This window comes from Flagellimonas sp. 2504JD4-2 (genome assembly GCF_053642935.1).
On the sequence record NZ_JBSIOV010000002.1, the window covers coordinates 844,508 to 857,971 of the forward strand.

Below are 13,464 nucleotides of genomic sequence, written 5' to 3' on the forward strand. Positions count from 1 at the left end.
GTTGTTAGTGTAGATTGAAAATTATGTCTTATTATCGCATGTTCTGCATCATCTGCATCATTTTTTTGCCACCTCCGCCTTGCATCATCTTCATCATCTTGCTCATCTGTTCAAATTGCTTTAAAAGCTGGTTGACCTCTTGAATGGAACGGCCACTTCCTTCTGCAATTCGTTTTTTACGACTGGCATTAAGTTTCGACGGTGTTGAGCGCTCATCTGGCGTCATGGACTGAATGATAGCCTCTATATGCTTAAAGGCATCATCATCGATATCAAGTCCTTTTAGAGCCTTTCCTGCACCTGGAATCATGCCCATAAGGTCTTTCATATTCCCCATTTTCTTGATTTGCTGAATCTGGCTTAGGAAATCATCAAAACCAAAGCGGTTTTTGGCTATTTTCTTTTGGATTTTCCGAGCTTGCTCCTCGTCGAACTGCTCTTGGGCACGTTCCACAAGCGAAACCACATCACCCATCCCCAAAATCCTATCGGCCATCCTAGAAGGGTAGAAGACATCGATGGCCTCCATTTTCTCTCCTGTACCGATGAATTTAATCGGCTTGTCAACCACAGATTTAATGGAAATAGCAGCTCCACCACGGGTGTCACCATCCAATTTGGTAAGGATAACCCCATCAAAATTCAAGACATCGTTAAAAGCCTTGGCTGTGTTCACCGCATCTTGACCGGTCATGGAATCCACCACAAACAAGGTCTCTTGAGGCGTAATCGCTTTATGGATGTTCGCAATTTCGGTCATCATCTGTTCATCCACGGCCAAACGACCCGCGGTATCGATAATCACCACGTTGCAACCGTTGGCCTTGGCATGTGCCACCCCAGCTTTAGCTATTTTAACAGGATCGTTGTTTTCACGATCTGAGTATACCTCAACACCAATCTGATCACCGACCACATGCAACTGATCTATCGCCGCTGGACGGTAAACATCACAAGCAACCAATAATGGTTTTTTGGTCTTTTTGTTCTTTAGGTAATTGGCCAATTTTCCGGAAAAAGTAGTCTTACCAGAACCTTGAAGACCGGACATCAAAATTACCGATGGATTTCCTGAAAGGTCCACTTCTTCAGCATCTCCCCCCATCAACTCGGTCAATTCATCCTTTACGATTTTGACCATGAGCTGACCGGGTTGTAAAGAGGTCAATACGTTCTGGCCAAGTGCTTTTTCCTTTACCCTACTGGTAAATTCCTTTGCGATTTTAAAATTGACATCCGCATCGAGCAAAGCTCTTCGAACTTCCTTGAGGGTCTCTGCAACATTAATCTCGGTTATTTGCCCGTGTCCCTTGAGGACGTGCAACGCTTTATCGAGCTTTTCACTTAAATTGTCAAACATCTATCTATGTCATTTTAAAAGAGGGACAAATTTAAGAATAAAAAGAAAAGGACGGCTTTGGGGAGAGCCGTCCTTTTCAAAAAGATAGGGGAAAATCGATTATTGCTTTTCGAAAACTAAGATTTCGGTAGAAAATTCATCTTCATGAACCAATTCGATGCGGTTTGCAGTTACAGATGCAATATACCAGTCATCGGTAATCTCTCCAAACTTGGCATCTTCTGCAAAGTTCAAGAAGAATTTCAGCTCATTATCATGATTTCTAATAACTCTCCATAAACCTTCGATAATAGGATTATCGTTTTCATCTACCTGAACTCTATGCATCTCATTGAAATAGAAATCCAATCCTGCAAATTCAGCCGTCTTATCAACATCATCTTCCGTGTACTGGGCCACATTCCAAGCACCATCCATAAGAGCTGCCCTAATTTCTACCACATCTCCATCATTCGCATTATCATCACACACTCTCAATAGAATCAACTCGTAATCAACTTCTTCTACTTCAAATCGTAATCTTGTATTATTCAGGTCTCTTAACGGCCATTCGAAACTTACTCCAGGTTCGTCACCCATTGTTATCAATAGGGATGGGATTCCTTCATTGTTTTCACCAATTTCCCAAGTACCTTCGGATGTTGTTTCACCATTGCTCAAGGTAACTACTCCTTCTGGCAAGAATTTAAATTCAAACCCGATCAATCTATCAATCTCTTCACCTTGATTTTTAACTTTTTTGATAATCCACTCGCATTCTTTAAGAATCTCTCTCAAGGTATCTGGTCCCGGCTCATCATCCTCACAAAGTTGCTTCATGATAATCTTGTTACCACCTTCAGCATATAGTTTGATGGTGTGGTCTCCAATTTCGTATACCAACCACTCAAGGTTAAAATCAACCAATGTATCGAACTCAAGGGTCAAAAGTGGACCTCTATCGGTAAAGCTGGAACTCCAAGTACCGTTAAGAATGTTACCTTCTCTGTCTTTTACAGTTACTCCTCCGTCTTCAGTGAAAGTCATTAGGTACTCAAAATACTGATCAGTTTGGTTTACTTCATCTCTAACCACTTCTTTGACCAACCATGGACATTGGGTTAAACAGAAGTCAAATCTTTCCTCATCAAAGTCATCGTCATTGAAATCATCATCATCGTCTTCATCACATTCATCTTTGGCAGATTCCAAAGCTTGGGCCAATTCGGCATTGCTATCGACAACAATCTCGGTACCATCAAATTTTTTCAAGGTAACAGGATATTGGATACTAACCAGGTCACCATCTTCCAATCCATCAAAGAACCTTCTTAATTGTTCATCACTTTCAACCATAACCTCACCGGTCTGTTGGTTGTTGATATCAAACGTAAATAGCGTAATTGGGTATACAAAATCGATACACTCAATGTCATCATCATCTCCACCTTCAACACATTCTGCAGCCAATTCCCTTAATTGCTCTTTGTTTTCGATTACCAATTCTGAAAAGTCAGCATACGTAATTGTAATCGGGAAAAGAATCTCTAAAATGTCTTCATCTACATCTACTTCATCAAAAATATCCTCAATGGTCTGAAGATCTTCTTTAGAATCGATGGTCACATCAATACCGTTAACATTTACGGTATACGGAAAATTTAGTGCAAAACAGCTAGCACCATCCACGATGTTATCATAAGAACCATCGTTGGAAGATGTTTTTTCGATTAAAAGGGCAGTAGAAGACCCTGCTTCTAATGTTTCTTGGTTGTCACCATTCACTTCCTCAAATTCTTCTTGACAAGAAGTGAAGCTAAGTGTCATAGCAAAGAGTGCTATGTACATAACGTTATTTATCAACTTTTTCATAACGATTCGGATTTATGGGGTTATAATTCAATCGTAAAACAACTCCCAAAGAAAAAACCCTACCTTCTCTTAAAATTTTTAAAATATCTTTGGGCAACTGACAAACCCTCCTAAATGAATAATGTTTGTGAAGAGCAGGTCTTTAGCTCCATATTCAAAGCTAATTCCAAAACGGTTTTCAACTATATATATTATAAGTTTGGCAATGAGGAAAAGGCACATGATGCTGTGCAAGAGGCCTTTGTCAAGTTATGGGAGAATTGTGCCAAGGTAGTTCCCGAGAAAGCGAAGTCCTATTTATATACCGTGGCCAACAATCTTTATTTGAATGTGATCAAGGCCGAAAAGGTCCGATTAAAATATGCAAAACCCACTTTGGAGATTTCAAACGAATCGCCGGAGTTCCTTTTGGAGGAAAAAGAATATCAACAAAAATTGGACAAAGCACTGAACGATCTTCCGGAAAATCAGCGCACCACATTTTTATTGAATAGGATAGATGGAAAAAAATATGCCGAAATTGCTGAAATGGAAGGCGTAAGTGTAAAAGCCATTGAAAAACGGATGCATTTGGCGCTAAAAACGCTGAGAGAACAAATTGATGGGATTTGACGGTTTACAGTGGACAGTGAACAGTTTACAGTAAGCAGTGAGCAGTGAGCAGTGAGCAGTGAGCAGTGAGCAGTTTACAATGAACAATTATCAATTCAAAATGGCGAATAAAAGGTCATTGGATATTGTAATTTGATCATTTTCAGCAAAAAAGGTAGGGTTTTTTAAAACCTAGTTGTTATTAAATCGTAAAGCATAGAAATCATGCAAGAGAATTATTTGGCAAAATGGCTTAGCGGAGAGCTTTCTGAGCAGGAGTTAGCGGAGTTTAAAAAGTCCTCCGAATATGCTTCTTATCAGAAACTGAAGGAGGTTTCAAGCACCTTGCAAGCTCCTGAATTTGACGTTGACCAAGCCTTGACACAACTTAAGGAAGAGCGTATCGGCACTGCCCCAAAGGTGATTGCTTTGAATCCGTTCAAGAAATTCCTGCGTGTTGCTGCTGTTATTGCAATCATGCTTGCTGGTTCCTATTTCTATGTGAGTACTTTGGACAAATCCGTGACCACACAATTTGCGGAGCGTTCTGAGGTGGTTCTTCCCGACAATTCTGAAATTATCCTAAATGCTGACTCACGAATCTCATACAGTGAGAAAAATTGGGATAATGAGCGTAATGTTGGTCTAAAAGGAGAAGCATTCTTTAAGGTTGCCAAAGGCGAAAAGTTTACCGTATCGACCGAACAAGGTACCGTAGCTGTATTGGGAACCCAATTTAATGTTGAAAACAGGGAAGATTTTTTTGAAGTTACCTGCTTTGAAGGATTGGTCAGTGTAACATTTAACGGTCAAGAGACCAAGTTACCTGCAAATACTTCGTTTTTGGTCATTAATGGAAAACAAGTGGATACTTCCACCCCAAATGCAACACAGCCATCGTGGATGAGCAATGAAAGCTCATTTGAGCGTATTCCATTGGGTTATGTCCTTGATGAACTTGAAAGACAGTACAATATTGAGGTAAATACAGAGAATGTTAATAAAAATCTGTTATTTACCGGAACTTTTAGCAACACAGACTTGAAAATGGCGTTAAAAAGTATAAGCACCCCATCTCGAATGAATTACAAAATTGAGGGTGATAATGTGCTTTTCTATGCTGAAAAAACTCCTTAGTTACCTTTTTGGTCTCTTTTTAGGTTTTTTAGTACTCCTCCCTATTAAAACACAGGGACAGGAGAAGCAGGAAACACCGGTTTCCCTGGTTTCATATATAAAATCCCTTGAAAGCAAGTTTGACATCAAGTTTTCTTTCATCAATGAAGATTTGGAGGACATTGATATTTCTGTCCCAAGTAACCTTGTTTCACTTGATGATATTCTTGGATACATTGAGACCCAATTTCAGATAAAAACCCAAAAACTGAGCGATCGTTATTATACGCTCACAAAACGAACCTTGGTCACTTTATGCGCCAAGGTCCTCGATAATTTTGCCGAAAATACCATCCCAGGAGCAACCGTCGAGGTATTCGGAACGGAAATCGCTCTCACTACAAATCCAGATGGCACTTTCACGATTGAAGACATTCCGCGCAATACCACGCTAAAAATTAGATACCTGGGGTATAACACCAAGTATATCGGTGTTGAAAATTTGATTAAACAGGGTGGCTGTCCCCAAATTTTAATGTCGCAGCACTACGAACAATTGAAAGAGGTCATCGTATATAAATTTCTTACCACTGGTATTGTCAAGGAATCTGATGCCAGCATTACCCTAAATACGGGTGAATTTGGCATTTTGCCGGGTCTTATCGAGCCTGATGTCCTTCAAACCGTCCAGGCCCTACCTGGAATCAAAAGTATCGATGAAACGGTATCCGACATCAACGTAAGGGGAGGAACCAACGATCAGAACCTAATTCTATGGAATGGGATCAAAATGTATCAATCTGGGCACTTTTTTGGGTTGATTTCAGCTTTTAACCCCTATTTGACCGATAAAATCACCGTAATTAAAAACGGTACTCCAGCTAAATTTGGTGACGGTGTAAGCAGTGTCATCCAAATGGAAACAAACAATGAGCTATCCGACTATTTTACGGGTGGTGCCGGATTTAACTTTATAAGTGGCGATGTTTACGGGCAGATTCCAATTACAGATAAGATAGGTTTACAATTTTCTGCAAGACGTTCCACTACCGATTTTCTAAACACCCCGACTTATAACAAGTTTTTTGATAGGGCCTTTCAAGACAGTAAGGTCACCAATCAAAACAATGTTGCTGTAGATGATGATATTTTGCGCAGCGAAAACTTCTTTTTTTACGATTTTACCGGAAAGCTGCTCTACGACATCAACGATCAACATAAGCTACGGTTGAATTTCATCAGTATCACCAACAATTTGGATTACACTGAAAATAATCTGACGGACCTCGAAACCACCTTCAGTCTTCTTGATCAGAACAATCTATCTGTTGGGGGACAGTTGCAAAGCCAATGGACCGATAGACTTTCCTCCAATTTGAATGTGTATTATTCGAGATATAACCTGGATGCGGAGAGTCTTTTTGGTAATCAAATACAGCTTTTGTTTCAAAATAACCAGGTGCTGGAAAACGCACTTAAGCTGGACACCGATTACAAATTATCCGATAAACTCCTCGTGCGCAGTGGATATCAATATATTGAAACGGGTATCATAAACACAACCATCCTTACCCAACCTTCTTTTAATAGTGAAATAAAAGGGGTAGTCAGAATTCATGCTCCACACACGGAAATCGGGTACAAATCGGACGGTAACAAGTTTATCGGTAAGGCCGGGGTTCGTTTTAATTACATGGAGAACCTGGGGACTTTCACCAAATTTTTGGTAGAACCCCGATTAAACATGAGTTTTAGGATCGCCAATTACCTCAGAGGAGAGGTTTTGGGTGAATTTAAAAGCCAGACAACCAACCAAATCATAGATTTGGAGCAAAACTTCTTGGGGATAGAAAAACGTCGATGGATCCTGTCCGACAACAACACACTTCCCATTACACAAAGCAAACAGGGGTCTGTAGGCATCAACTATGATAAAAACAACTTTTATCTGGGACTTGAAGGTTTCTATAAAAAAGTGGATGGTATCAGTACCAGTACCCAAGGATTCCAAAACCAAAATCAGTTCAATGGGGAAATCGGCAGTTATGATGTAAAGGGTTTCGAATTCTTGATTAATCAAAAGGGGGACAATTATAGCTCTTGGTTAAGCTACACCTACAACAAAAATGATTACACCTTTGAGACGATAATTCCCAATAGCTTCCCTAACAATCTGGATATTCGACATACATTGACCTTTGCGGGCACCTATTCCTATAAAAACTTACAGCTGGGGCTTGGGGCCAATTTCAGGTCAGGAAGGCCCATTACGGAGCCTGAAGATGGCAATTTGGCGTTGAACACCACCGTTTTCCCAGCTCAAATCAATTATAAGTCCCCAAATAGTAGCAGATTGCCGGAATATCTCCGTGTGGATGCCTCCGCCATCTATAAATTTGATATTGGACGAAATGTCAAGGCGAATGCAGGGGTTTCCATTCTCAATCTTACCAACAGAAAGAACAGTTTGAATAAATATTACAGGGTCAACGAAGACAATGAAATTGAAGCTGTGGAAAGCATTTCATTGGGCATTACCCCGAATGTGAGTTTCAGGGTGCATTTTTAAGGCGCCAATGCGGCTGATTCAGGTCAAAATTTAGCATTCTACGAAACGTATCGTACAAATCGGGATGCTTTGCGGAAAACTCAGCTGGGCTTTCTATAAAGTTTTCCATCGCAACAGCAAAAAACTCATAAAAATTCGCCTTGCCATATGCCCTAAAATAGCTTGAATCACCCAAATCTTTTTGAAAACCCTCTCGGTTATAAATTCTTTTGATTCGTGTCAAACCCACCTTAAATCTCCGCGCTTCCCAAGTTGATTTTTTCCGCGTTTCGAACATCAGGGCATGGGCTACCTCATGAATCCCTAAATTTCGGTTGTCATTGGGAATTTTGTACCCATTTTCCAAATCGGCAGCGGAAAACACCAATATTTTCAAGTTTGGATTGTATTCTCCCAGATGATGGTTTCTACCTATACGGGAGTAATATTGGTCTGGATAAATAATGATTCTTGAAATCGATTTTTCAAATCTGAAATCACGCATCCCCATCGTCAGCAAGGCAGCAGAGGCCGAGACATATGCCTTGATTTTTTCTTGGTTTGTTATTCCCCCATAAAAAACAAAGGGCTTTTTGGATTTGAACCAAGCGAAACGCTTCAAGAAAGCTTTTTTCTGTTCAGCATTGAATTGTTGAAATGGAACCAGGAATTCGGTGATAAACTGTCGCTCCTTCGCGGTAATTCTTTTTATGGGGTGAAAAACATTGTAAAAAGTGAATCGTTCCCCAAAAAACTGTTGATATCCGACCCGGGCAAACACATACAACAGCCCAATTGCCAAAACAAGTGCAGCAATTTCTTTTTGTGTCGCGGTCAGCCCTAATCCATCCATTACATTCGTTCTGGAACATTGATGCCTAAAAGTCTAAATGCAGACTGAATCACCTCTCCCACCTTTTTGGAGAGTTGTACCCGAAAATGTTTCTTCTGTTCGTCCGATTCCCCCAAAATGGACACCTGCTGATAAAAAGAATTGAATTCCTTGACCAAATCATAGGTGTAATTGGCAATCAGTGCCGGACTGTAGTTCTCAGCGGCCAACTGAACAGTTTCCGGAAAAAGTTGGATTTGCTTCAACAACTCCTTTTCCTTCTCATGCAGCTCCAATGAGGTTTCAACAGCACTCGACCCACCATTTTCGGCCTTTCTCAAAATAGATTGTATTCGTGCATAGGTATATTGGATAAACGGCCCTGTATTTCCCTGAAAATCCACAGATTCTTCCGGGTTGAACAAAATCCGTTTTTTTGGGTCCACCTTCAAAATATAATATTTTAGGGCCCCCAAGCCGATGGTGCTGTACAGCTGCTTCTTTTCTACTTCTGAATACCCGTCCAACTTGCCCAATTCCTCGGAAATGGACTCTGCCGTATTTTCCATGCTCTCAATCAGGTCGTCCGCATCCACAACAGTACCCTCCCTACTCTTCATTTTTCCACTCGGAAGGTCTACCATCCCATAGCTCAAATGATACAATTGTTGAGCCCAATCGTAGCCCAATTTTTTAAGGATTAAGAACAATACCTTAAAGTGATAATCCTGTTCATTTCCCACAGTATACACCATACCATTGATGTCCGGATGATCTGTCACCCGTTGAATGGCAGTACCGATATCCTGGGTCATATAAACTGCGGTACCATCTGAACGTAGCACGATTTTCTCATCCAATCCCTCATCAGTAAGGTCTATCCAGACGCTACCATCTTCTTTTTTAAAGAAAACACCCCGCTCCAGGCCATCTTTTACCACATCCCTGCCTAAAAGATACGTATCACTTTCATAATAAAGTACATCAAAATCGACTCCAAGGTTTTTGTAGGTCGTATCAAAGCCTTCATACACCCAACCGTTCATCTTTTTCCAAAGTCCTACAGTTTCGGTATCACCACCTTCCCATTTACGAAGCATTTCTTGGGCCTCGAGTAAAATGGGAGCTTCTTTTTCAGCTTTCTCTTTCTCCGTTCCCTTTGCAACCAACTCGGCAATTTGCTCTTTATAGGCTTTGTCAAACGCTACGTAATATTTCCCTACCAAATGGTCTCCCTTTAGTGCTGATGATTCTGGAGTCTCACCATCACCAAATTTCTGCCAAGCCAACATGCTCTTGCAGATATGTATGCCCCTATCATTGATAATCTGAGTCTTATACACCTTTTTCCCGGCTGCTTTTAAGATTTCTGATACTGAATATCCCAATAGGTTGTTCCGAATATGCCCCAAATGCAAGGGTTTGTTGGTGTTAGGAGATGAGTATTCCACCATGACGGCATCTTTCGATGGTGTTTTTACATATCCAAAGTTCGCTTCCGAATAGATGGCATTGAAAAAGTTCAAGTAAAAACTATTTTCCACCACAATGTTCAAAAAGCCTTTGACCACATTGAATTTGGCTACTTCATCAATATTTTCCTGTAAATATTCACCAATCTTGGTCCCGATTTCAACAGGATTACCTTTTACAAAACGTAACATTGGAAAGACAACCACGGTAATGTCACCTTCAAAATCCTTGCGGGTAGGTTGAAATTCCACGGTTGGCAGTTCTACTTGGTACAACTCCCCCACCGCTTTGATCACACTTTGTGAAATAACTTTTTGCAAACTCATGTATCTGGCTTTTCAGCCTGCAAAACTACATATTTTTTACCCGTTTCCATCAATAATAATGGGCTTTACACATAACAAACCCACCGATTTTGGTTAATTTTAGAGATGCTTTTGAACGTCTCCTACAACGATAAAACCAGAACACAAAAGATTGATGCTGCCGTGGGCAAACCCTTCACCCTAAAAGAACGTTTTGCCATGGGTGGAATCGGTTCCCCCAAACTGCACATTACCAAGACCAGTATTGAAATCCAGAATTTGCTCATTTTGGACAACAATTTGAATACCTGCAACATCGAAATGCGACCAAAAGGAATCATCGTCCGATTCAGGTCATTACTGGAAACCTATGGTTTGGTCATTCCCTATTACAAACTAAATCTCTATAAGGGCGATTTTGCAGTCTATTCCATTTACAAAGACCATTATTTTATCAAGGTAAGGTCAGATACCAAGGCCATCCAAAAATATTTCAAGAAGTTGTTGGACTATAAGGCAGATAATGCCCAACCTTCAATTGAAGATCTTTAAATGTCGCTGATTAAAACTCCTTCCAATAGGAAGGGAAGGTGGATTGATGGTATGCATCAGTTTACCCCCTCCATCCACCTTTGATGGATACCTCCCCCTTGCATGGGGAGGAGCGCTGAAAAGGGCATATGTTTAAATCGATGCAATTAGTGTTAAGCTTAATGCCAGTTCCCCTCTTGAGATTTAGGAAGAGTTATTAGATAATTTTACCCACTTTTCGATCCTATTAAAAATGACGAAACATCATTTTTGGAACAATCCTTGTTACAAATTCCCCTAAAAATCGTCGTTCTAGATGCAACCCTTTCACCATTTAGTGCGTCTTTAAGAAACAACCATCAAAAAACGAACTGATGTTCAAATTCAACTTAGCCCCAATTCTTTGCTTTTTTCTGGCCTTAAGCAGTCTTTCCGCCCAGACCATTACGTCTAAATTAATCGATGCCAAGACCCAGAAGGGTATTCCTTATGCTACGGTGCAATATGGCGAGTACCAGGGGGTAATCACCAATGAGGAAGGCCGTTTCAGCTTTATGTTGGATGAAGCCAAAGCTCCGGATTCCATTTACATCTCTTCCATGGGGTATCAAAAAACCGGATTTACCTTGGAGCAACTACAGGACAGTATTATTGCTATCACACCCAAGGCCATTGAATTGAGCGGGGTTTACCTATTTGATAAGGAATTGACCGTGGACGAGATCATGGAGCGAGTAGAGGAACGTCTCCCCACAAATTATAACAAAGCACCGCTAAAGCAGCGTTTCTTTTTACGGCAATCCAGCTTCAATACGCTACAGAAAATGGATATTGAATTTAAAAAGTCCACCATTGCCGAGTTGGATGAGCATCTTATTGACAGTATTGCTTCCATCATCCCAAGAAATTCGGCCTATTACACCGAAACTTTGGGCGATTATTACCAAAATGGGGAGGAAAACAAGCTGGAAATCATAAAGGCGGCCGAACTGTACGACAAGAGCAATGAAGGTTCCATGGAAGCTCTGGCCGACAAAATGGAGGCTATTTTTAGGGCCAATGTAAAACCAGACTCTTATCTAAAGATAAAATCGGGGATTTTTGGTGAAAAAGTACCTGTGGATTCCATTCTGGACAATGAGGAAGAAGCTGCTGAAATTCAGGATGAGCTCAAAAAACCGGAGAAAAACTACTTTTTGGGCAACCGCAAGTATATTATGAGCGAGATTACCGACCAGTTCTTTGGAAAGTCCAAATTGGACGTGGCCAAAAAGCTGAATCGCTATGAATATGAACTTTTGGGTTATTCCGAATTGGAAAACAAAGGGGTATACGTGGTGGGCTTTGTTCCCAAACGCGGCGCTGATTTTCAGGGAAAGCTCTTTGTGAACATTGAGGATTTTGCCATTATGCGCATGGACTACGAAAATGTAAAGACCATTCGCAGTATTCGGCTATTGGGCTTTAGCTACCAAGAGCTGAAATATTTTGGGAGTACGGTTTTTTCCAAGTTTGATGGCGATAAATACCAGCTAAAGTTTATGAACTTCACCTTTGGGAAGAAAATGGGGGTGGATCGACCTTTAAAGGTCATCGAGAAGAACAAACACGTAAAGGGCCGAAGAAAACAGAATGAGCTCTCCTTAGCGCTTGACGTAGTCAACTATAACACCGAAAAGTACGAGTTGGTGGTGTATGACTCGGATAAGGTCTCCAAAACCGATTTTGAGGCCTTGGAAGAGGACGAAACCGTAACCGCGACCTATTTGTCGGCCTATGATCCGGAGTTTTGGAAAGGTTTCACCATCATGGAGCCCAATCGGGCCATTCGTGAGTTTGTGGTTGAGGGGGAGTAAGTAACTAAGACTTCAGTGGGCAGATTTCAGAAGGTGTGAATTCCTATTTGTCCTTTAAAACAATCGATTTGGCCGCGTAATCATGGATTGCTTTTTTTCGCTCGTCACCAGTTACTGTCAAAAAAGACAACCATCCCAATAGGTATTTTATGATGAATCGAACCAACGCTAGCGGAAAAATCACTTTTTTGTTGGAATCATTGTCCTGTTGCACTTTGATTCCGCTATAGGAATGCCCAATGGTTTTCCCAAAGACCGATGTAAAAATAGGGTCATACAAAAAGGTAAATAGGATAAACAAAGACATCCTAACATAATCCGGGACGTTATCAAACAAGGCTAAGATCTCTGAGGTCAAGTACATTAATGCAACTAAGACAACTGCATCTATAAAAGCTGCTTTGACCCTGTCAGGTAGTAGGGCATATTCTCTTTCCATATGGTATTGATTGGTTTAGGGAAGATAGTGTTTTTTGATGACCTGCTCCTCCTTTTTAGAGCTTGCCATAAATGGCATTAACTAAGCTACAGATTTATCTTTTCTTGCCTTTACCAAAATATGGGCATGAAAAAGGCACAATTAAAACAATTTTGTGAATGGATCAAAGAAGGTTATGGCTCACCAGAAGAGTTTGCCAAAATTTTAGATCAAGGAATTGAAATGCTCTTTTATCTTGAAGAGGATGTTTTTACGAATAGGGAGGTTCAGGAGGTGGTTACCTCCTTGCGAAAGTTGGCCAGGGTTTTACCGTGAAAAATAATTATAAACTCCTTCCCTTTTTAAGGGAAGGTGGATTGATGCTATGCATCAAGACGGAAGGGATACTTACCCCCTCCGTCCACTAAAAGTGGACACCTACCCCTTACATGGGGAGGAGCTTTTTTATCCTTCAACGTGCCCAGAACAACAAACTGGTATGACAAACAAAGGCTCCTTCCCTAAAAGGGAAAGGAGGTGTTACGGAGTAACAGCGGAAAGGGTAAGCCTAAAACAATCCCTT

General features: G+C 40.8%; 11 protein-coding genes. 6 read left to right on the forward strand and 5 right to left on the reverse strand.

The features are described from left to right. Positions 1 to 31 precede the first annotated feature (31 nt). Positions 32 to 1,360, reverse strand: coding sequence for a signal recognition particle protein (gene ffh, locus ACULLH_RS10450; protein WP_454088692.1), 1,329 nt, complete (start codon positions 1,358 to 1,360; stop codon positions 32 to 34). Positions 1,361 to 1,459: 99 nt separating this feature from the next. Next, complete coding sequence (locus tag ACULLH_RS10455) at positions 1,460 to 3,211, reverse strand: hypothetical protein (RefSeq protein ID WP_454088693.1); 1,752 nt, start codon at positions 3,209 to 3,211, stop codon at positions 1,460 to 1,462. Positions 3,212 to 3,325: 114 nt separating this feature from the next. On the opposite strand from ACULLH_RS10455, the gene ACULLH_RS10460 reads away from it, so the two are divergent. From ACULLH_RS10460 to ACULLH_RS10470, 3 genes are all read left to right on the forward strand, one after another. Then, on the forward strand, positions 3,326 to 3,823 hold the full coding sequence (locus ACULLH_RS10460; protein ID WP_454088694.1) for an RNA polymerase sigma factor: 498 nt from the start codon (positions 3,326 to 3,328) through the stop codon (positions 3,821 to 3,823). 204 nt (positions 3,824 to 4,027) lie between these two features. Further along, positions 4,028 to 4,939, forward strand: a complete 912-nt coding sequence (locus ACULLH_RS10465; protein WP_454088695.1) for a FecR family protein — start codon at positions 4,028 to 4,030, stop codon at positions 4,937 to 4,939. Next, positions 4,920 to 7,487, forward strand: a complete 2,568-nt coding sequence (locus tag ACULLH_RS10470) for a TonB-dependent receptor (RefSeq protein WP_454088696.1) — start codon at positions 4,920 to 4,922, stop codon at positions 7,485 to 7,487. Before ACULLH_RS10465 ends, ACULLH_RS10470 begins: the two co-directional genes overlap by 20 nt. On the opposite strand, the gene ACULLH_RS10475 is transcribed toward ACULLH_RS10470, so the two are convergent. Both ACULLH_RS10475 and argS read right to left on the reverse strand, forming a co-directional pair. Further along, entirely contained in the window at positions 7,471 to 8,319 is an 849-nt protein-coding gene (locus ACULLH_RS10475; protein ID WP_454088697.1) for a zinc-dependent peptidase, read from the reverse strand. The genes ACULLH_RS10470 and ACULLH_RS10475 overlap by 17 nt on opposite strands. Continuing rightward, positions 8,319 to 10,097, reverse strand: a complete 1,779-nt coding sequence (gene argS, locus ACULLH_RS10480; protein ID WP_454088698.1) for an arginine--tRNA ligase — start codon at positions 10,095 to 10,097, stop codon at positions 8,319 to 8,321. Before argS ends, ACULLH_RS10475 begins: the two co-directional genes overlap by 1 nt. A gap of 105 nt (positions 10,098 to 10,202) precedes the next feature. Between argS and ACULLH_RS10485 the strand changes: the two genes are divergently transcribed. Both ACULLH_RS10485 and ACULLH_RS10490 read left to right on the forward strand, forming a co-directional pair. Next, complete coding sequence (locus tag ACULLH_RS10485; RefSeq protein ID WP_454088699.1) at positions 10,203 to 10,628, forward strand: hypothetical protein; 426 nt, start codon at positions 10,203 to 10,205, stop codon at positions 10,626 to 10,628. 353 nt (positions 10,629 to 10,981) lie between these two features. Then, positions 10,982 to 12,463 (forward strand): carboxypeptidase-like regulatory domain-containing protein, encoded by a 1,482-nt coding sequence (locus ACULLH_RS10490; protein WP_454088700.1) that lies wholly within the window; start codon positions 10,982 to 10,984, stop codon positions 12,461 to 12,463. A 43-nt stretch (positions 12,464 to 12,506) separates the two neighbouring features. Here ACULLH_RS10490 and ACULLH_RS10495 read toward each other — a convergent pair whose 3' ends face one another. Further along, positions 12,507 to 12,902, reverse strand: coding sequence for an RDD family protein (locus tag ACULLH_RS10495; protein ID WP_454088701.1), 396 nt, complete (start codon positions 12,900 to 12,902; stop codon positions 12,507 to 12,509). Positions 12,903 to 13,028: 126 nt separating this feature from the next. Between ACULLH_RS10495 and ACULLH_RS10500 the strand changes: the two genes are divergently transcribed. Beyond that, positions 13,029 to 13,217, forward strand: coding sequence for a hypothetical protein (locus ACULLH_RS10500; RefSeq protein ID WP_454088702.1), 189 nt, complete (start codon positions 13,029 to 13,031; stop codon positions 13,215 to 13,217). Positions 13,218 to 13,464: the final 247 nt, after the last annotated feature.